Consider the following 18025-nt stretch of genomic DNA (forward strand, 5'->3'; position numbering starts at 1 on the left):
ATCGTATCATCGAGGAAGTGGCGAAAAAGCCGGGGCTGGTCATCTACACGCTGGTTGATGGCGTGGTCCGTGATCGGCTGGAAAGCCGTTGTGCCACGCTGGGCCTGCCGATGGTGTCGCCGCTCGACCCCACCATCTCGGCACTGTCGGAACTGCTCGGCCAGGCCGCTACGCGCCGGCCGGGGCGTCAACATGTGATGGATCAGGCGTATTTCCGCCGGGTCGATGCCATCAATTACACGATGGTGCACGATGATGGCGCCCAGACTGGCCTCGAAGAGCTGGAGGAAGCCGATATCCTCTTGCTCGGGGTGTCCCGCACTTCGAAAACGCCCACGTCAATCTACCTGGCCAACCGTGGCTACAAGACGGCCAATATCCCGCTGGTGCCGCAATCACCGCCGGCGCCACACGTGTGGACGGTGCAAGGACCGCTACTGGTTGGCCTGACCACTGCGCCGGATCGGCTGCAATCGATCCGCCGCAACCGGCTGCTGACCTTGGGCCAAACGCCGGATACGGACTATGTCGATGTCGAACGGATCGAGGCCGAGGTCGCCTTTGCCCGTCGGCTGTTTGCCGATCATGATATCCCGGTGATCGACGTCACCCGCCGCAGCATCGAAGAGACAGCAGCGGCCATCATCAATCTGCACCAGGCCCGGCAGGAGAAAGAGGCATGAAGCTGGTGCTGGCCAGCCAGTCGGCCGCGCGCCGGGCAATGCTGCACGCAGCCGGCGTGGCGCATGAAGCCTTGCCGGCCCATGTTGATGAAGAAGCAATCACGGCCGGGCTGGTGGCGGAACAGGCCAGCCCTGAACGCATTGCCGATGCTCTCGCCGAAGTGAAGGCGTTGAAGATCAGCCGCCAGCATCCCGGCGCGCTGGTGCTGGGGGCGGACAGCGTGGTGGTCACTGCCGATGGCGCCATGATTGCCAAGCCGGAAACCCGTCTACGCGCCGAGGCGCAGCTCAAACAACTGGCCGGCACCACCCACCGTCTGATTTCCGCCGCGGTGATCTGCGAAGCGGGCAAACCGGTGTGGCGCAGGGCGGGTGCCGCCCGGCTCACGATGCGGCCGCTGAGTAGTGACTTCATCAGCGCCTATCTTGATGCAGAAGGCGATGCCGTGCTCGGCTGCGTCGGCTGTTACCGCATCGAAGCGCTCGGTGCGCAGTTGTTCACCCGCATTGATGGTGATCAGTTCGTCATTCGTGGTCTCCCGCTGCTTGCCGTTCTGGACTATCTGCGGGTCAGGGGAGTGCTGGCCGCATGAGGGAACCTGCCGTTGCCGGCGTGATTGGCTGGCCCATCAGTCATTCGAAATCGCCGCTGATTCACCGGTTCTGGCTCGGCAAGCTGGGACTGGATGGTGATTACAGCCGTTTCCCGGTGCGCCCTGAACAGCTGGGGACGTTCGTGCGGGCGCTGCCTGTCATGGGAATGCGCGGCGTGAATGTGACGGTACCGCACAAGCTGGCGGTGATGGCGCACCTCGATGGCCTGGCGCCGGAAGCGGTGGCGGTGGGCGCGGTCAACACGATCGTGGTGGGCAATGATCATCGCCTGATTGGCCACAACACCGACGCCGCTGGCATCATCGGGCCGGCCGGCGCGATCATGGCCGGGCGCCCGGTGTTGGTGATTGGCAGTGGTGGTGCAGCGCGCGCCGCAGCCGCCGCGGCGCGCGACAGCGGCGCTTCGGCCTTGTGGGTGATGGCTCGCAACTACAACGCCGCCGGCGCCTTGCTGGCCGCATCGGGGTTGCCGGGCGGCGTGATGGCGATGGGCGATCTGCCGCCCGCCGATACCGGTCTGGTGTTCAACGCCACCACGCTCGGGACGGCCGGCCAACCGGCGCTCAATATCAATCTCTCGGCCTTGCCGGCCGATGCCGTGGTGTTCGATGCGGTTTATGTGCCGCTGGAAACTCCGCTGCTGGCCGCCGCCCATGCGCGCGGCCTGATCACCATCGATGGGCTCGACATGTTGATCGGCCAAGCGGCAGAGGCGTTCAGGCTGTTCTTTGGGGCCGCGCCGCCGCGCCGCTATGATGGCGAACTGCGGGCAATGCTGACCAAATGAGCCGAACGATCATTATCGGGCTCACCGGCTCCATTGGCATGGGCAAATCCACCGTGGCCGCCATGTTTCGCAAACTGGGCGTGCCGGTGTTCGATGCCGATGCCGAAGTGCGGCGCGTACAGGGCCCGGGCGGGCGGGCATTGTCGGCCATCGAGAATCTGTTTCCCGGCACCACCCATGAAGGCGGCCTGCACCGCGAGAAACTGGGTGCCGCCGTATTCGGCGATCACACGAAACTTCGCGCGCTGGAACAGATATTGCATCCGCTGGTGGCCGAGGCGCAGAGCGAATTTCTCGGCGCGCACCGGCTGAAACCGGCGATCGTTCTCGATGTGCCGCTGTTGTTTGAAAAGGGCGGCTGGCGGCGCTGCCACATGACAGTGGTGGTCTCCGCCCCCTTCCGCGTCCAGCGCGCCCGTGTGCTGGCCCGGCCGGGCATGACCCCGCAGAAATTCGCCGGCATCCTGAAAGGCCAGATGCCCGATCGCGAGAAACGTGCGCTGGCCGATGTGGTCATCGAGACCGGGCGCGGCCGCCGCGAAACCTGGGCCGCCGTGAAACGCCTGGTCGACAGCCTGTAAGGCTTGCCCCGGGCCGTCCAATCGCTACATGGGGCCCATGCGCGAAATTGTCTGGGACACGGAAACCACCGGCATCATGCCAGGGGATGGCCATCGCATCGTCGAGATCGGTGCGGTGGAGATGATCAACCGCACCGTGACGGGTCGCACGTTCCACACTTATGTCGATCCGCAGCGGCCGATGCCCAAGGATGCGGAACGGGTACATGGCCTGTCGTCGGACTTCCTTACCGGACAGCCGATCTTCGAACAGGTTGTGGATGATTTCCTCGCTTTCATCGGTTATGCGCCGCTGGTCGCCCACAATGCCGCCTTCGACATGGAGTTCCTCAACTGGGAACTGAAGCGCGCCGGCATGCCGATCGTGCCGATGACCCGCGCCATCGACACGCTGGAAATCAGCCGCAAGGCCAACCCCGGCGCCAAGCACACGCTGGATGCGCTGTGCACCCGCTATGGCATTGATCTTTCAGCCCGCACCAAGCACGGCGCGTTGCTCGATGCCGAGCTGCTCGCCCGTGTCTATATCGAGTTGACCGGAGGCCGGCAGATCGGATTCGACCTTGCAACCGACGCGGCTGGAGACGACACTCCCTACGAGCGGGTGAGTCTGGCCGCACGGGCCCACAATGCCAGCGAGGAGGAGCTGGCCCGGCATGCCAGTTTCGTGGCCGGCCTGAAAGACCCGCTTTGGCTGTCGTGACACGAAGAAACGTGTGCACGGCCGAGTGAGGAGACAAGAAACATGGATATCCGGATTTCAGGGCACCAGGTTGATACCGGGGCTGCCTTTGGCGATCATGTGCGCGAACGACTGGATGCGATGGTGGCGAAATATTTCCCCCGCGCGCTCTCTGCCCATGTCACGCTGGGGCCGGCACCCTATGGCCATTTCGCGTGTGATATCGTGATGCACGTGATGGCCGACCTGATCCTGAAAGGATCGGCGCGCGCCGGAGATGCGCATGTTGCCTTCGATGCCGCCGCCGAACGCATCGACAAGCAACTGCGCCGTTACATGCGCCGGCTGAAGGATCGCCATTCTCCGGCCGCCGGTCGCGCCACGCCCCCGCTGGCCGAACTGCCGCCGCTCGACAACGCCGAATATAAGGTGTTTGCCGCCGCACCCGAGGATGCCGAACCGGCAGGCGATGCGCCGCTGATCATTGCCGAAACCCGCGTCGATATCCCCACGACCAGCGTCAGCGATGCCGTCATGATGCTTGACTTGCGCAACACGACGGCCTTGTTGTTCGTCAACAGCGCCACGGGTACGCACAACATGGTCTACCGCCGGGAAGACGGCACCATCGGCTGGGTTGAACCCCGTGCCGAAGCTGCCGCCCCCCCGCGCGAAGTCGCATTGGCAGGATAGAACAAGAATGAATGCTGCATCTCAAACCCCCGGCTTCGCCGGGCTGGTGGTGCCGGGCGGAGTGATCCCCGAACTGCCGGCGCTGTCCAAGGATGCCGCGTTGCTGACGCTGGCCCGCCATGCTGCTGATCTGGTGGGCCAGTCTGCCCTGCTCGTCCATGAACGCTTGCGCACCCGCGAGGCACTGGGCCCCACCGGATTCGGCGGCGGCGTGGCCATTCCACATGCACGGCTGGCCGGACTGTCCGATTGTGTGGCGCTGGTGGCAAGGCTGCCGCAGCCGATCGATTGGGGTGCCGTGGATGGCCAGCCGGTCGATCTGCTGGTGCTGTTGCTTTCGCCCGAAGGTGCTGGTGCAGATCATCTGAAGGCCCTGGCCCGCATCAGCCGGGCGCTGCGTGATCCCGAAACGGTGCCGGCATTGCGCTCGGCTGACACGGCTGCTGCCATAATGTCCGCGCTGGCTGGCCAAACGGCCGTCGCTGCCTGAACATGCATGATGATGGTTCTCTGCCCCGGCTGGCCAGCCGGGTGCGGGTGGATGCGCTGATCCGTCGGGTGAACACGGCTGGCGGTTTCGCCACGGTGTTGGCGCGAGGGGATGATGAAGCCGGCGCCATTGCTGTTGTGACCCGTGAAGCTGGTGAGGAATCGCTGCGCGCCGCGGTTCTCGGCGCCGGAGGCCGTTATGAATTTGCCGAACTGGCCCGCGGGCCGGACGTGCCGGCCTGGATAGAACGCGCTCGGCGCCGTGACCCCGATCTGTGGGTTATCGAACTGGATATCCCGCAGGCAGGGCAGTTCGTCGCCGAAATGCTCGACGGCGGTTGATTGTCCTTCCTCACCTACGCTTCAACGCTGGTTATGGTTTCACCGGCTCTTCAAGGCATCAGCAAGGCGGCGGCGCGCATCGCTGCCGTGTTGCTGTTCACTGTGGCTGGCCCGGCACTGGCTGAAACCAGCCTGCCGGTGCTGCCCGGCGATGATGATCGCGTGATGGCCGAAACCGCCACGTCGGCGCCTGCCGGTCTGCCGGCCTTGGTGCAGATGGTTGCCGCCACTCCTGCAGCTGGTGCCACGGATGCCGAACTCGATTGCCTAGCCACCGCCGTGTGGTTTGAAAGCCGCGGAGAAACCCTGGAAGGCCAGTTGGCCGTGGCGCAGGCCGTGGTCAATCGCGCAAAGTCCGGCCGCTGGGGCAAGGGTGTGTGCGGCGTAATCAAGGCACCGCGCCAGTTCAATTTCAACGCTGCCCGCGTCCAGCGCTCCACGGCCACCTTCACCACCGCACTGGCTGTGGCGCGCATCGCCGCTACTGGGCTGTGGCACGATATTGCCGAAGGCGCCCACAGCTTCCATTCTGCCCGCCTCAATCCCGGCTGGCGTCTCGCCCGTGTGGCGAAGATCGGCAATCACGTCTTCTATCGTTGACGTGCTGGCCCTGCAGGGCTTGATGTTCCCTCAATGTTCCGACAGACTTGCGCGATGGCGCATGATCTTTCTGCAACCGACGTGCTGCGCGGCACCTGCCGCTGGCTGCTGCGCGCCGGGGTGAGCCCGCTCACCGAAGTGCCGCTTGCCGGGGGCCGTCGGGCCGACATCCTCGGTGTCGATGCCGCCGGCCGCCTGACGCTGGTCGAAATCAAGATCAGCCTTGCGGATCTGCGCGGTGATCGCAAATGGCCGGATTATCTCGATCATTGTGACCGTTTCTTCTGGGCGGTGCCCGCCGGCCTGCCGATGGGCGATCTCCACACCCCGGCCTTCCGGCCGGCGGAAACCGGCTTGATCATCGCCGATCGTTTTGATGCCGAGGCGGTGCGCGAGGCGCCGTGGCGGGCGCTGAACGCCGCTCGTCGCAAGGCCATCACCCTCAATCTCGCCCGCCGCGCTGCTCAGCGCTGGCTGGGGATTGTGGATCCGGAAAGCGCTCTGCAGGGTTACGATTGAACTGGTCGCCCGCCGCCTGCAGCGATCCAGTCGCGCACCTTGGTCTCCAGCACGGCCAGCGGCAGCGCGCCGGTATCGAGGCAAACCTCATGGAAATCGCGCACATCGAATTTCGGCCCCAGCGCGGCGGCAGCCTCGCGCCGCAACCGGGAAAACGTCAGTTCACCGATCTTGTAGGCGCAGGCCTGGCCGGGCTGGGCGATATAGCGGTCAATCTCCACTGCCACATCGCGCGGCGCCATCGAGGTGTTGTCCAGCATCGTGGCAATGGCGCGATCCCGGCTCCAGCCCAGTGCGTGCAGGCCGGTATCAACCACCAGCCGAACGGCGCGCAGCATCTCCATGTCGAGATGCCCGAACCATGACCAGGGATCGGTGAACATGCCCAGTTCACGGCCCAGGGATTCGGCATAAAGGCCCCAGCCTTCGCTATAGGCGGTGCTGCCCCCGCGCTTGAGGGCTTCGGGCAGCCGCTTGTCTTCGTTGACCAATGTCACCTGATAATGATGGCCGGGGATGCCCTCGTGCAGAGTCAACGTTTCCAGCGTTGGGATCGGCCGCGTATCCAGCATCGCCATGTTGAAGAACAGGATGCCCGGTGACACGCCATCGGGCGGCCCGGCGCGGTAGTAGCCAGTGCCGCGTTGGCCGCCCAATGCGGGCAGCGGCGCGACCTTGAACGGGGCTGATGGCCGGCGGTGGAACAGCCGCGGCATGGCCAGCCAGATGCGGGATTCGATCTCGGCAAAGCGGGCGATGAGCTCGTCTTGGCTCTTGCAGTAGAATTTCGGATCGGTGCGGACATGTTGGAACAACGACTTCAGGTCGCCCGTCCAGCCCAGCTGCTTTCGCACAGCTTCGAATTCGCTTCGGATGCGCGCCACTTCGGCAAGGCCCAGATCATGGATGGCCTGCGCCGCCATCGGGATGGTGGTGTGGCGCTCCAGCTCGAAGGCATAGAGCCGGTCACCATCCTTCGTTGCCGATCGGCCCGGGCCCACAGGCGTTGCGGGCAGATAGGTGCTGGTGAGAAAATCTCGCCAGCGCGCATAAGCCGGCAACACTGATCCCTTGACCATGCCCCGATAGTCCGCCTGCCAGCGCGACGTGCTGCTGGCCAGCGCTGGCGGCAAGCGCCCGATGGCGGCCATGAACGGCGTTTGTTCGGCTGGCAGCGCCAGCATCGCATCGACCTGCTTCAGCACATTTTCCACCAGCACCCGTGGCTGGACATGGCCGCTGGCCAAGCCTTCCTTCAGGCGCACGATGGCACCGTCCATGTGCCCGGCGAACAACCGCAGTCGCTCCAGCCCGGCGGCATAATCCGCTTCTGTCTCGAACAGTGCGCCGGGGCCGGCGACAAAATCTGGCAGCTCCACGTGCAGCCCGAAACTGGGGTTCAGCGCCAGCCGGCGCTGAATGGCGAACAGGCCGCTTTCATGCAGCTGTATCGCCTGCTGCACGCTGCGGGCAAACACGTCGTAGGCGATGCGCTCGGCTGGGGTCAGCCCGGCGCGGTCAATGCCTGCCAGCTCGGTTGCAGCCTGCCGCTTGTTGGCCAGCGTGGCCGTCGCCCACGCGTTCGATAGGGGGTCGATGAACACCGGCTCCCCTGCCGGGCGGCGGCGTCCCGGCGGGCCAGTGGGCGAAAGCGCGGCATCGGCATCGGCGGCACGGGTCAGCAGATCAGTCAACCGGACCGAGGCTGTGGCCCCGAGGCCAAGCGCAGGGGTGGCGGGCAGGGCGGCCAGCAGGCCAAGCGTGGTGCGACGGTTCAGCATGGCGGCATGGAAGCAGCATGGCGCAGATTTGGAAAGGGGTGTGGTGTGCTGGCCGTCGAACCGGCTTTGCGGGAGTCGGTGGACAGCAAGTCTATCCACCCGCCCCGCTGCGACTTACTTCGGGCTTCGTTTCGCCAGGATCCGTTGCAAGGTGCGCCGGTGCATCTTCAGCCGCCGCGCGGTTTCCGACACGTTGCGATCGCACAGTTCATACACACGCTGGATATGCTCCCAGCGCACGCGATCGGCCGACATCGGTTCAGGCGGCGCTTCCGGGCGGGCGCCGCCGTCGGCGGAGAGGGCGCGCACAATGTCTTCCGGGTCGGCCGGCTTGGCCAGATAGTCGATGGCGCCGGCCTTCACGGCCGCAACGGCGGTCGCGAGATTGCCATAGCCGGTCAGCATGACAACGCGCACATCCGGGCTCATCGCGCGAAGTTCGGCCACGAGATCAAGGCCGTTGCCGTCTTCCAGCCGCATGTCGACCACGGCATGGGCGGGCTTCAGCCGGGCGGCTTCCACGCGGGCTTCCTGCAGGCTGCCAACCGACGTGACGGCAAAGCCCTTGCGCGCCAGCAGCACGGAAAGCCGCTGCCGGAAGGGGGCATCATCATCCACCAGCAACAGCGGGCGACCCTCGGTTTCCGGTACACTGGCCATCGTCATCGCTCCTGTTCAACCCCCTCGGGGTCATTAAACTCAAACTCTTCTCTTGGCCAGCGCACCTCCACCCGGGCGCCGCCTTCGGGCCGGTTGGAAAACGCCAACCGGCCGCCGGTGCGCTCGATCAGCGTGGTGGCGATGAACACGCCCAGGCCGGTGGAATCGGATTTTGATCGCGATGGTCCCAGGATCGGCTCACCCAGCCGGGGCAGCAGATCGGGCGGAAATCCAAAGCCATCGTCCACCACCGCGACGCGGATTTCAGACGGGGTGATGATGGTTTCCATCCGCACCTCGGTGCCGGCATGGCGCACAGCGTTGGACACCAGATTGTTCAAGGCATGCAGCAGTTCGGGCGAACGCTGCACCAGCGGCTGCGGGCCGGAAACGACCACCTTCACCGGGACCCGCGCCGGTTTCACGCTTTGCGCCACTTCGTGCAGCAGCAGGTCCAGCGTCAGGATGGCGAACGGGTCTTCCGCCTCGGCGCGGGTGGAAAGCTCCTTCATGATGCGCCGGCTGCGCGCGGCTTCGGCGGCAAGCAAACGGATATCCTCACCGAAATCGGGATCGTCGCCCAATTCCTCTTCCAAGCTGTGGGCTATCAGGCTGATGGATCCCAGCGGCCCGCCCAGCTCATGCGCTGCCGCAGCGGCCAGGCTGCCCAGCGCGTTCATGCGGGCTTCGCGGGTGAGCGCTGCTTCGGTTGCCACCAGTGCCCGAGCGCGCGCACGGGCTTCAGCCGAGACCATCCAAAGATAGGCCGCCAGAAAGCCGATGGCGAGGCCATAGGCGATCACGTCACCGATCCGGTAGATCAGCGGGAATTCGGGTGGTGGGCCGCTCCACGGCAATGGTTGGGCCCACAGCCAGATCACCACCAGCACGCCCAGCGTCAATGCCAGCAGCGGCGCCATTTCCCGCGCGGTGAGCAAGGTGGCGGCAATGGTGACCGGTACGATCAGCAGCAGTGAAAACGGATTGGCCAGCCCGCCGGTGAGGAACAACAGCACCCCGGCCTGGATCAGATCGAATGACAGATGCAGCGCCAGCTCGCGCCCGGTCATCCGCTCCGTGCGCTCATACAGGGTCGAAAGTCCGAAGTTGAGGATGACAGAGGCACCGACAGCGGCCAGCAACGACCCCCAGGGCAGCGGATAACCGAACCACAGCCCGACCACGAGCAGCGTGGTGAACTGGCCAACGATCGCGATCCAGCGGATTCCGGCCAGCGTGCGCACGCGCACCCCGGGGCGATCAAAGGCGGAAGCCGCGATGGAGGGCCGTTCCATCGGCATGACCTAGCCGCCGAAGGCCCGTTCGCCCATGCGGCGTGTCGTTCCACGTGCCGCCGGGCCGACTATGCTCAGAGCGACGGTCCCTGCACGCGGCCGGTTGCCTTTACTGGAACGTCTTTCAGCAACTTGGCGATGCTGACGGCACGCGGATCGCTGGTGGCTACGGCGCGCGCGCTGATGCCGCTGTTATCGGCAATATCGGGGCTGGCGCCGGCATCGATCAGCGCCTTGGTCAGGGCAAGATCACGGGCCTGCACCGCCTTCAGGATGGCTGTCTCGCCCAACCGATTCTGGGCGTTCACCTGCGCCTTCAGCCGGATCAGGGTCGCGGCGCCTTCGCTCCAGCGGCTGATGGCGGCGAGGATCAGCGGAGTGTTGCCTTCACGGTCCTTCAGATTGAGGTTGGCGCCCTTCTGGTAGAGCAGGCCCAGCCAGCCAAGATCACCGCGGCGGGTGACAATGTGAATGCCGGCTTCCCCGGTATCGGCATCGCGGGTGTTCACCACGGTGGTGCCGGGTTGGTCGGCCAGTTCGATGGCCTTGTTCACGTCGCGGTCTTTCACCGCCTTGATGAAGTTGTAGCTGTCGGAAAACTGGGCTGCGGCCGGGCTGGCCCCCACCATGGCGGTTGCCAGCATCACCAGAACCAGAAGTCGCTTCAGAAGTCCTTGGCACATCATCGACAAGCTGACACCTTTTGCCTATGCCCTTTCAGGCAATGATAGCGCATAGCCCCATCAATCGTCCATGAACAGGTCCAAGAATCTGCGGCTCTGGCTGGTGCTCTGCGTGGCGTTGCTGCTGGCGGCGGGTTTGGGCTGGATGCGCTTTGCCAACCCCACGGGAACGCCGCAAGCGCCGCCAGGCAATCTGGCCGGCGCCAGCTTGGGCGGGCCATTCACGCTCACCAATCAGCATGGGCAAACGGTGCGCGACACGGATTTTGCCGGGCGCTGGCGGCTGATGTACTTCGGCTATGGTTTTTGTCCCGATGTCTGTCCCACCGATCTGGCGCTGATCGGGCGCGGGCTGGCGGCGTTCGAAGCGCAGGACGCAGGCCGCGCGGCGACGGTGGCGCCAATCTTCATCACCATCGATCCAGAGCGCGACACGCCGGCCGTGTTGAAGCCGTTCGTGGCGTCCTTCCACCCGCGCCTTGTCGGCCTGACCGGCACGCCAGAACAGATCACCGCAGTGTCGCGCCGCTTTGGGGTGTATGCCAAGCGCATGGATACCGGCGATCCTGAAAACTACCTGATGGATCACAGCGCCATGGTCTACCTCTTTGATCCGGATGGTAAACCGGTGGCCTTCCTGCCGCACCAGGGCCTTACGGCTGCGGCCGTCGCCGAATTGTTGACAACCCATGTCCGATAAGCCGTTCTGGGAAACCACGCCGTTCCACCACATGACGCGCGCGCAATGGGAAAGCCTGTGCGATGGCTGCGGCAAATGCTGCGTGCACAAGCTGGAGGATGAAGACACCGGCGAGGTGTTCCCCACCAACGTCTGTTGCCGATTGCTCGACACGCGCACCGCGCAGTGCAGCGATTATCGCAACCGCAAGGCGTTGGTGCCCGAATGCGTACGGTTGACCCCTGGCAAGCTCGATGATCTCGACTGGTTGCCAGAAACCTGCTCATACCTGCGCGTCCATCGCGGCCAGGGGTTGGCACCATGGCATCACCTGATCACCGGTGACCGTGAGTCCATTCATCGCTCCGGCCAATCCGTCGCTGGTAGGGTGATCAGCGAGGATGACATCGGCGATCTCGAAGACTTCATTATCGACAAGCCGCTGTAAGACGCGTTCATGTTGCGCTGGCGACGCCCCCAATTGCCCGAAGAACTGATCATCGCCGGTCGCCCTGTGCCGGTGGTTGCCACCCGTAGGCCCATGGCGCGCGGGGTACGGTTGCGCGCCAGCGCCATCAAGGGCCGCATCGAAATCAGCCTGCCGCCTCGCGGCGGTGAGGAAGTGGGCGCTGCCCTGCTCAAGGCCCACCACGCCTGGATCGAAGCGCAAGTGGCAAGATGGCCGGCACCGATCCCATTTGCACCCGGTGCGGTCATCCCCGTCGATGGCGCGCCGGTGCGCATCGAATGGCAGGCCGATCACCCCCGCACCCCGGTACTGGCTGGCGATGCCTTGCGAGTCGGCGGGCCGCTGTCGCTGTTGTCTGGCCGCATCGAACGCTGGCTGAAGGCGCGGGCGCTGGCCGATCTTGAACCGGCGACGCGCCGCCTTGCCGATCAGCTGGGCCGGCCGCTGGCGCGAGTTTCGGTGGGTGATACCAGCAGCCGTTGGGGCAGCTGCGCCGGCGCGCGCGGTGGCGACGGCGCTCGCATCGCCTATAGCTGGCGGCTGGTTTTTGCGCCTGAATGGGTACGTTTTGCCATTGTGGCACACGAGGCTGCGCATCTTGTTCACCAGGATCACAGCCCGGCCTTCCACGCCCTCAACCGCCAGCTCGATCCGCGCGCCGGCGAGGCGCGGCGTTGGCTCGCCCGACACGGCGCGGCTCTGCACTGGGTCGGCCGTGCACCTGACTAGAAGATTAATTCTCAGTTAATATTTTCATCTTTGTTTGACTCCGATCGTAATCAGGCGCGCACTTGCTGCAGGACTGGCATTCGCTGGGGTAGCCATCACGGCTAACGGGTGCTGGGCTAACGGGGGTTAGTGATCATGCGCAAGGTGATGTTGGCGTCGCTGTCGGTCGTGGCGCTCATGGTGGCCGGTTCGGCCCAAGGTCAGGTAAAAAGCTGGTTCGAGTTCAAGAACCCGAATCCAACCATCCGCGAAGATCCGTTGATGCCAGGTCCCGATCTGGCGTCGGCGCCTGTGCTCAATGGGCCAGGCGGTCTTGCCATCGGCTTTGAAGGCATCAGCCAGTTTCAGGCCGCGTCCTTCGGTCGTGGTTTCATCCCGCCCGATACCATGGGCGCGGTAGGCACCACGCAATATGTGCAACTTATCAACGGCGGTTTCGGCGTCTACAGCAAGGCCACCGGCGCTGCGCTGGTGGTGAAGAGCGACAATGATTTCTGGACAGCGGCAGGCGGCACGGCCACCAACGGCGACCCCCGTGTGATGTTCAATGCAAGCACGAACCGCTGGGTGGCATTGGGATTTGGAGGCACCGTCAACGGCGGCATTCCCAATATCCAGATCGCGGTTTCGGACACAGATGATGCATTGGGCGGATGGAAGAGCACGACCTTCACCGGTTACAATCCGTTCAATCTGTTCCGTCCGATCGCCGATTATCCGACCATGGCGATGGATGCCAACGCGCTGTATATCGGCACCAACAATTTCGCTGGTTCCACCGCGCAGGGTGTGCAGTCCTTTCGGGGCACAACGCTGAACGTGATCCCGCTGTCCAGCCTGTTTGATGCCGGCGGGCCGTCGGCCACCGGGCTCAAGCAGTTCGAGAATTTCTTCAACACGCCGGGCCAGACGAACAGTTTCGCTGGCTTCGCCATCCAAGGCGTCAACAGCAGCGAGGCCAGCACGACTGGCAACATCTTCACGACCTCGGCCACGGATTATGCCGTACAGCGTTACGACATCCTCAACACCGGCACGGCCGGCGCATCGATGACGGCCGTGCAGACGCTGGCCAACGGCAGCTATACCGGCCTGTGCGGCGGCACCAACTGCGCCGGGCGCCAACCCGGACAGGCCGGCACCGGTTCAGCGGCGGCGGGCCTGCGCAACATCGATACGCTCGATGATCGCATCAGCTCCAGCGTGTTCGAGGTGAACGGCCGCATCTATGCCGTGCAGACGGTGATGAAGGCCGGCAACGACCACACGCAGGTGCGTTACTACGTGATCGATTCCGCCACCAACGCCGTCCTCGATCAGGGTGAAATTGGCGACAACACATATGATTATTACCAGGGCTCGTTGGCGGTGAACGATCAGGGCAAGGTGGTGATCAGCTACAACCGCTCCGGCGGGATTGCCACTGGTACCGATGGCCGTATCAGCATCTTTGCCCAGGCATTTGAAACCAAGTCCAACGGCAAACTGGTGGCCAAGGGGAACGCCCTGCTGCTCAAGCAGAGCCTGACCGGCGGCTATCTCAATGGCAACACCGAGGCTTCGGGTTCGCCCGCTGGCCGTCAGCGTTGGGGTGACTACAGCTCCACCACGCTTGATCCCCTGGACAACAATCTGTTCTGGGTGATTGGCGAGTTCGCCCGCGAAGCCAACACGCCGGCCAACGGCTACCCCAGTGGCACCGGTTTCTCGCGCTGGGGCACCTATATCGCGGCGCTCAGCTATGGCGAACTGGCTGGTATTCCGGAACCGCAAAGCTGGATCATGATGCTGTTCGGCTTTGGTCTGGTGGGTGCCATGCTGCGCCGCAAGCAGGGCTTGGAACAGGTTGCAGCCTGATCCACTGCCGTAACAGCTTGTCCTGACGCCCCGGTTCAGGTGATGATGCCAACCGGGGCCGAAAGGCAACATGATGCGGATAGTGATGATGATGGCAGCCCTGATCGGAAGCACGGGCGCAGCGGCGGCACCGCTCATTGGCCAATGGGGCGGGGATAGCACCATCGTGCAGCTTTCCGAAAGCGGCGGCCGCATCGAGCAGGATTGCGCCAGTGGCGAATTCACGGGTGCCGCGCGGCCCGATGCCAAGGGGCATTTCAGCGTCCCTGGTCATTTCACCGATCATCAACCGGGGCCCCAGGCTGAAGATGCCCGCGGTACGCCCGCCCGTTTCGTTGGCCATGTTGCCGGCACGACGCTGCACCTTGCCATCCACATTGGTGATGCGCCGCCGCGACGGTTCACCCTGGTGTCCGGGCAGGGTGTGAAGCTGCTGCGTTGCTATTGAGGTTCAGTGATGGTTGCCCCGGTCGCGATTGATGCCACGTTTGATCTCAGTTGCGGCGGGCCGCAGAACAATGGCCGCCAGAAATTCCAGCTCGAACTGTCAGTCGATCTGAACCAGATGCGTTGGTGTCCGCGCCCCGGTTGCGACGCCGGCAGCGTGAAGGTGGCCGGCAATGTCGAAATACTGATGGTGCGCAGTTTCATGAAATCTGGCGTGCCGGTGGAACAGCGCATCACCTACAACCGCGGCAATGGCCGCGTGATGCAGGTGATCAGCAGCGCCGGCAAGGCCAGCGTGGGTGCCGGCCTGTGCGTGGAGCGAGACTTCACGCCCTTGCCGCGACCCGCGAAAGACGCACCGAAGCGCTAGTCGCCCGCCCTTCCCTTTGGCTGTTTAGAGCGGATGGCCGAGCCAGGCGGCGATGGCGGTGCCGAAATCAGGCTTGGTGACGGCGCTCATGTGGTTGCCGGCAATTTCAACAAGCGCAGCGTTGGGCAGTTCCATGGCCAGCGCGGGGGCGGAGCCATTGTCTCTGTCATCCACCCCGCACAGCACCAGGCAGCGGGTTTCGATGCCGCGCAGCACTTCGATCGGCGTCGAAACAAACGTGTCGAGCAGCAGGCCAACGGCTTTGGTGTCCACCTTGTTCTGCTTCATGAAGGCCGCGGCAAAGGCTTCCGGGCTGCCGCTGGGCCAGCCATCGGGTTGGCGCACCACCTTCTTGAAGAAATCCGCCCTCTGGGTGCCGCCGATCAGCCCTTCCAGCCCCATGCCGGAAATGATCGCCTTGCCCGGTTTCAGCCCGCGCGCTAGCAGCCGCACTAGCGTGCGCGCGCCCATCGAATAGCCGGCGATGTCGAAGTCGGTCAGGCCAAGCTGGGCAATCAAAGCCTCGATGTCCATGGCCAGCACGTCGGGCGGATAAGCGGCGGCGTTATGCGGCGCGGCGCTCAGGCCATGGGCGCGGAAATCCGGCATGATCACCCGATAGCCGGCGCCGGCAATCTCGGCCGCCGCGCCATAGCGCCGCCAGTTCATCTCGCCACTGGAGAACAGCCCGTGCAGCAGGATGATCGGCCGGGCGTCAGCTGATCCTGGGCCGATTTCGACAACGGCAATCTCCGCTCCGTCGAAGCCGGTGTAGCGGGTCATTACCGGCCCTTCTCGGCGCGGGCCGCAGCCACGGCGTCCTTCAGCCGGTCGAAACCCACCGCGCCCGACAATATGCGGTTGCCGATGATGTAACTCGGCGTGCCGGTCAGCCCCAGCTCGCGGCCCAGCACCAGATTCTTGTCCACTTCGGCCTTCAGTGCGGCGTTCTTCAGATCGGCGGTCACCTTGTCTTCGGAAAGGCCAACGCCCTTCACGATGCCCATGGTGCGGGCCAGGCTCACACGGCCGGGACTTTCGAACATCGCGTCATGGAACTTGCGATAGCCACCCTGCGTCGCTGCCGAAAGACTGGCCATCGCCGCTTCCGTGCTGGCCGGCGAAAGCACCGGGAAATCGCGGTAGATCACCATCAGCTTCGGGTCTTCGCGCACCAGCTTTGCCACATCTGCATGGCCCTGCCGGCAGTAGGGGCAGGCATAATCGAAGAACACCACCAGCTTCACATCGCCATTGGGGTTGCCGGCGGTCGCCCCCGGGAAGGGAGTGTCCAGCGCGGCGCGATTGCTGGCCAGTGCCTTCCTCGCTTCGGCCTGTTCCAGCCGGGCGACGGCTTCCGGAATGATCTCCGGGTGATTCAGGATATAATCGCGCACGATGGCTTCGATTTCGGCGCGGTCTGGCCGCTCTTTCGCCTGCCCGGCGGCGAGCGCCGCGCCGGCACCCACGCCTGCACTGGCCAGACCCACCGCAACAACAGCGGCCATGCTCAACTGCCGGCTCCAGAATCCTGCCATAAGATTATCTTTTCTTCCGTTTCTGCCGTTCCAGCGCGTCGCCGGCCACCAGCATGATGTCATCTGCTCGGATAAAGTCGGGCGTGCCAGCCGGCAAGCCCGCCCGTGCCAGGCGCGCGTTCATCATCGCTCCCATGGCATTGCCTTCCAGGCTGAAGCGTTCGGCGGCCGCCAAGGCTGCGCGTGGCTTGTCGCCGCGCCGATCATAGATCACACCCAGTTGGTACCAGGTGAAGGGATTCTCGCGGTCAAGGCTCACGGCCTTGCGCAGCAAGGGCTCGGCTTCGGCCTGCAACGTCGAATCTTCGCTGGTCACCAGCGCGTGGCCCAACAACGTGATGATCATCGGCTCGAACGGCGCCCGCTCGACCGCGCGACGCAGCACCGGCAGGCTGTCGGCAATCTTGCCGGATTCGAGCAGGATCTGGCCTTCCAGTTCGAGATAATAGGGATCGTAGGGGTTCAATGCCACCAGCCGAGCCGCTTCCGTCATGGCCTGATCGGGGTGGCCGGAACGGTGCCACGCATAGGCACGAGCATAAAGTGCAGCGGCGGTGTTGGTGCCTTCCGGATATTGCTGCATCACCCGCGGCGGCTCTTCGACAAAGCCGATCAGCTTGCCCTTGATGCGCTCGAATTTGGCCTGCAGCGCCTTGTCGGGCGGGGTGTTCCAGGCCGGGTCCTTCTCGTAAACCGCAATCAGATTGGCAACGCGCGTTGAAGACAGCGGGTGGGTGCGGGCATATTCATTGTCCTGCGGGATGGCGAGGCGAAACTCCTGCCCCTGCAGCTTGCGGAAAAAGGCGATGCTGCCCTTGCCCGAAATCCCGGCCTTCGACAGGAACACCGCGCCGGCCTGATCGGTGCGGCTTTCCTGATCGCGGGTGAAGGCGAGGAACTTGCCCTGCGCCGCCGCCGTGCCCAGGCCCAATATGGCCATCCCGGCTTCACCAGCACCAGCCGCCACCGCCAGCGCCGCACCCACCAGCGAAAGCAGTGAAATCTTGCTGGCCGGCCCGGCGCCTTCGCCGAACCGCACATTGTGCCCGGCTGCGATGTGGCCCAGTTCGTGCGCGATAACGCCCTGCAGTTCGTTCACATTGTCAGCCGCCGTGATCAGGCCGGAATGGATGAACACATTCTGCCCACCCGTCACAAAGGCGTTGATGCTGGGATCACCCACCAGCACAAACTGCACACTGCGCGGATCAAGCCCGGCGGCATCGACCAGCGGCCGCGAAATCTCGCGAAAAAACGCCTCCGTCTCGGCGTCGCGCAGGATAGACTGCGCCCAGGCCGGACCGGGAAGCAGCGCCAGGGCCAGCGCCAGCAAGGAAACAAGGATGCGCATGCGTCTTCCCCTTGCCTAGCATAGTTGAACTTGCGGTGAAGGGGTGCGGCCATAACGAACGGGTGCCGGTAGGCGGCAAGGTGATCGATTGAGCCGGCTATTGAAGATGAAGCGGTGCCTCCGGCGGGCAGGGTCGCAGACCCTGCACCCGTTTGTTTTCAGGACCGCTGGCTGT

The 18025-nt window shown here is 64.4% G+C and carries 23 protein-coding genes; 16 read left to right on the plus strand and 7 right to left on the minus strand.

Annotated elements, in window-relative coordinates:
- The 10 genes from RT662_RS06590 to RT662_RS06635 form a co-directional block, all read left to right on the plus strand.
- Positions 1-683: pyruvate, water dikinase regulatory protein (locus RT662_RS06590; protein WP_313669909.1), on the plus strand; the 683-nt coding region annotated here is incomplete at its 5' end.
- The gene (locus RT662_RS06595) at positions 680-1276 is read left to right on the plus strand and encodes a nucleoside triphosphate pyrophosphatase (protein WP_313669910.1); all 597 of its coding nucleotides are present in this window, start codon (positions 680-682) and stop codon (positions 1274-1276) included. The genes RT662_RS06590 and RT662_RS06595, both read left to right, overlap by 4 nt.
- Positions 1273-2085 carry a shikimate dehydrogenase gene (locus RT662_RS06600; RefSeq protein ID WP_313669911.1) on the plus strand — a complete coding sequence of 271 codons (813 nt, stop codon included), beginning with the start codon at positions 1273-1275 and terminating at the stop codon, positions 2083-2085. Before RT662_RS06595 ends, RT662_RS06600 begins: the two co-directional genes overlap by 4 nt.
- Positions 2082-2666, plus strand: a complete 585-nt coding sequence (gene coaE, locus RT662_RS06605) for a dephospho-CoA kinase (RefSeq protein WP_313669912.1) — start codon at positions 2082-2084, stop codon at positions 2664-2666. Before RT662_RS06600 ends, coaE begins: the two co-directional genes overlap by 4 nt.
- A gap of 37 nt (positions 2667-2703) precedes the next feature.
- Entirely contained in the window at positions 2704-3369 is a 666-nt protein-coding gene (gene dnaQ, locus RT662_RS06610) for a DNA polymerase III subunit epsilon (RefSeq protein WP_313669913.1), read from the plus strand.
- Between the two features lie 42 nt (positions 3370-3411).
- Positions 3412-4041 (plus strand): ribosome hibernation-promoting factor, HPF/YfiA family, encoded by a 630-nt coding sequence (hpf, locus tag RT662_RS06615; protein WP_313669914.1) that lies wholly within the window; start codon positions 3412-3414, stop codon positions 4039-4041.
- 7 nt (positions 4042-4048) lie between these two features.
- On the plus strand, positions 4049-4531 hold the full coding sequence (locus RT662_RS06620) for a PTS sugar transporter subunit IIA (RefSeq protein ID WP_313669916.1): 483 nt from the start codon (positions 4049-4051) through the stop codon (positions 4529-4531).
- A 2-nt stretch (positions 4532-4533) separates the two neighbouring features.
- Entirely contained in the window at positions 4534-4872 is a 339-nt protein-coding gene (locus RT662_RS06625) for a DUF1491 family protein (protein WP_313669917.1), read from the plus strand.
- Positions 4873-4905: 33 nt separating this feature from the next.
- Positions 4906-5472 carry a cell wall hydrolase gene (locus tag RT662_RS06630; RefSeq protein ID WP_313669918.1) on the plus strand — a complete coding sequence of 189 codons (567 nt, stop codon included), beginning with the start codon at positions 4906-4908 and terminating at the stop codon, positions 5470-5472.
- A gap of 33 nt (positions 5473-5505) precedes the next feature.
- Entirely contained in the window at positions 5506-5991 is a 486-nt protein-coding gene (locus tag RT662_RS06635) for an MmcB family DNA repair protein (RefSeq protein ID WP_313669919.1), read from the plus strand.
- Here RT662_RS06635 and RT662_RS06640 read toward each other — a convergent pair.
- The 4 genes from RT662_RS06640 to RT662_RS06655 form a co-directional block, all read right to left on the minus strand.
- Positions 5982-7772, minus strand: coding sequence for a DUF885 domain-containing protein (locus RT662_RS06640; protein WP_313669920.1), 1791 nt, complete (start codon positions 7770-7772; stop codon positions 5982-5984). The two genes, RT662_RS06635 and RT662_RS06640, sit on opposite strands and share 10 nt — an antisense overlap.
- 114 nt (positions 7773-7886) lie before the next feature.
- Complete coding sequence (locus RT662_RS06645; protein ID WP_313669921.1) at positions 7887-8432, minus strand: ActR/PrrA/RegA family redox response regulator transcription factor; 546 nt, start codon at positions 8430-8432, stop codon at positions 7887-7889.
- A gap of 2 nt (positions 8433-8434) precedes the next feature.
- Positions 8435-9727, minus strand: coding sequence for an ActS/PrrB/RegB family redox-sensitive histidine kinase (locus RT662_RS06650; RefSeq protein WP_313669922.1), 1293 nt, complete (start codon positions 9725-9727; stop codon positions 8435-8437).
- 74 nt (positions 9728-9801) lie between these two features.
- Positions 9802-10371 carry an ankyrin repeat domain-containing protein gene (locus RT662_RS06655; protein ID WP_313669923.1) on the minus strand — a complete coding sequence of 190 codons (570 nt, stop codon included), beginning with the start codon at positions 10369-10371 and terminating at the stop codon, positions 9802-9804.
- 109 nt (positions 10372-10480) lie between these two features.
- Between RT662_RS06655 and RT662_RS06660 the strand changes: the two genes are divergently transcribed.
- From RT662_RS06660 to RT662_RS06685, 6 genes are all read left to right on the plus strand, one after another.
- On the plus strand, positions 10481-11110 hold the full coding sequence (locus RT662_RS06660; protein ID WP_313669924.1) for an SCO family protein: 630 nt from the start codon (positions 10481-10483) through the stop codon (positions 11108-11110).
- A complete protein-coding gene (locus RT662_RS06665; protein WP_313669925.1) occupies positions 11100-11537 on the plus strand; it encodes a YcgN family cysteine cluster protein in 438 nt (145 codons plus the stop codon). Before RT662_RS06660 ends, RT662_RS06665 begins: the two co-directional genes overlap by 11 nt.
- A gap of 33 nt (positions 11538-11570) precedes the next feature.
- Entirely contained in the window at positions 11571-12287 is a 717-nt protein-coding gene (locus tag RT662_RS06670) for a SprT family zinc-dependent metalloprotease (RefSeq protein ID WP_313669926.1), read from the plus strand.
- Positions 12288-12422: 135 nt separating this feature from the next.
- Complete coding sequence (locus tag RT662_RS06675; protein ID WP_313669928.1) at positions 12423-14144, plus strand: PEPxxWA-CTERM sorting domain-containing protein; 1722 nt, start codon at positions 12423-12425, stop codon at positions 14142-14144.
- Positions 14145-14214: 70 nt separating this feature from the next.
- Positions 14215-14592: a hypothetical protein gene (locus tag RT662_RS06680; RefSeq protein WP_313669929.1), complete on the plus strand. Its 378-nt coding sequence runs from the start codon at positions 14215-14217 to the stop codon at positions 14590-14592.
- Positions 14593-14601: 9 nt separating this feature from the next.
- Positions 14602-14961, plus strand: a complete 360-nt coding sequence (locus RT662_RS06685) for a hypothetical protein (protein ID WP_313669930.1) — start codon at positions 14602-14604, stop codon at positions 14959-14961.
- 24 nt (positions 14962-14985) lie between these two features.
- Here the strand turns inward: RT662_RS06685 and RT662_RS06690 are convergent, their stop codons facing one another.
- From RT662_RS06690 to RT662_RS06700, 3 genes are read right to left on the minus strand one after another with little or no spacing between them, the layout of a single operon-like run.
- Positions 14986-15744: an alpha/beta hydrolase gene (locus RT662_RS06690; protein WP_313669931.1), complete on the minus strand. Its 759-nt coding sequence runs from the start codon at positions 15742-15744 to the stop codon at positions 14986-14988.
- A complete protein-coding gene (locus tag RT662_RS06695; RefSeq protein ID WP_313669932.1) occupies positions 15744-16469 on the minus strand; it encodes a DsbA family protein in 726 nt (241 codons plus the stop codon). Before RT662_RS06695 ends, RT662_RS06690 begins: the two co-directional genes overlap by 1 nt.
- A gap of 34 nt (positions 16470-16503) precedes the next feature.
- Positions 16504-17850: a M48 family metalloprotease gene (locus tag RT662_RS06700; protein WP_313669933.1), complete on the minus strand. Its 1347-nt coding sequence runs from the start codon at positions 17848-17850 to the stop codon at positions 16504-16506.
- Between the last annotated feature and the right edge of the window lie 175 nt (positions 17851-18025).

It is taken from the genome of Sandarakinorhabdus sp. (assembly GCF_032115815.1).
Taxonomy (GTDB): Bacteria; Pseudomonadota; Alphaproteobacteria; order Sphingomonadales; family Sphingomonadaceae; genus Sandarakinorhabdus.

Excerpts from the sequence above, each read along its gene's own strand:
- RT662_RS06665 (WP_313669925.1), top strand. The coding sequence starts at position 11,100 with ATGTCCGATAAGCCGTTCTGGGAAACCACGCCGTTCCACCACATGACG.
- RT662_RS06630 (WP_313669918.1), top strand. The coding sequence starts at position 4,906 with ATGGTTTCACCGGCTCTTCAAGGCATCAGCAAGGCGGCGGCGCGCATC.
- RT662_RS06645 (WP_313669921.1), bottom strand. The coding sequence starts at position 8,432 with ATGGCCAGTGTACCGGAAACCGAGGGTCGCCCGCTGTTGCTGGTGGAT.
- RT662_RS06595 (WP_313669910.1), top strand. The coding sequence starts at position 680 with ATGAAGCTGGTGCTGGCCAGCCAGTCGGCCGCGCGCCGGGCAATGCTG.
- RT662_RS06675 (WP_313669928.1), top strand. The coding sequence starts at position 12,423 with ATGCGCAAGGTGATGTTGGCGTCGCTGTCGGTCGTGGCGCTCATGGTG.
- RT662_RS06655 (WP_313669923.1), bottom strand. The coding sequence starts at position 10,371 with ATGCTGGCAACCGCCATGGTGGGGGCCAGCCCGGCCGCAGCCCAGTTT.
- RT662_RS06690 (WP_313669931.1), bottom strand. The coding sequence starts at position 15,744 with ATGACCCGCTACACCGGCTTCGACGGAGCGGAGATTGCCGTTGTCGAA.
- dnaQ (WP_313669913.1), top strand. The coding sequence starts at position 2,704 with ATGCGCGAAATTGTCTGGGACACGGAAACCACCGGCATCATGCCAGGG.
- RT662_RS06695 (WP_313669932.1), bottom strand. The coding sequence starts at position 16,469 with ATGGCCGCTGTTGTTGCGGTGGGTCTGGCCAGTGCAGGCGTGGGTGCC.
- RT662_RS06640 (WP_313669920.1), bottom strand. The coding sequence starts at position 7,772 with ATGCTGAACCGTCGCACCACGCTTGGCCTGCTGGCCGCCCTGCCCGCC.
- RT662_RS06700 (WP_313669933.1), bottom strand. The coding sequence starts at position 17,850 with ATGCGCATCCTTGTTTCCTTGCTGGCGCTGGCCCTGGCGCTGCTTCCC.
- RT662_RS06635 (WP_313669919.1), top strand. The coding sequence starts at position 5,506 with ATGTTCCGACAGACTTGCGCGATGGCGCATGATCTTTCTGCAACCGAC.
- RT662_RS06600 (WP_313669911.1), top strand. The coding sequence starts at position 1,273 with ATGAGGGAACCTGCCGTTGCCGGCGTGATTGGCTGGCCCATCAGTCAT.
- coaE (WP_313669912.1), top strand. The coding sequence starts at position 2,082 with ATGAGCCGAACGATCATTATCGGGCTCACCGGCTCCATTGGCATGGGC.
- RT662_RS06660 (WP_313669924.1), top strand. The coding sequence starts at position 10,481 with ATGAACAGGTCCAAGAATCTGCGGCTCTGGCTGGTGCTCTGCGTGGCG.
- RT662_RS06625 (WP_313669917.1), top strand. The coding sequence starts at position 4,534 with ATGCATGATGATGGTTCTCTGCCCCGGCTGGCCAGCCGGGTGCGGGTG.
- RT662_RS06685 (WP_313669930.1), top strand. The coding sequence starts at position 14,602 with ATGGTTGCCCCGGTCGCGATTGATGCCACGTTTGATCTCAGTTGCGGC.
- RT662_RS06680 (WP_313669929.1), top strand. The coding sequence starts at position 14,215 with ATGATGCGGATAGTGATGATGATGGCAGCCCTGATCGGAAGCACGGGC.
- RT662_RS06620 (WP_313669916.1), top strand. The coding sequence starts at position 4,049 with ATGAATGCTGCATCTCAAACCCCCGGCTTCGCCGGGCTGGTGGTGCCG.
- RT662_RS06650 (WP_313669922.1), bottom strand. The coding sequence starts at position 9,727 with ATGGAACGGCCCTCCATCGCGGCTTCCGCCTTTGATCGCCCCGGGGTG.
- hpf (WP_313669914.1), top strand. The coding sequence starts at position 3,412 with ATGGATATCCGGATTTCAGGGCACCAGGTTGATACCGGGGCTGCCTTT.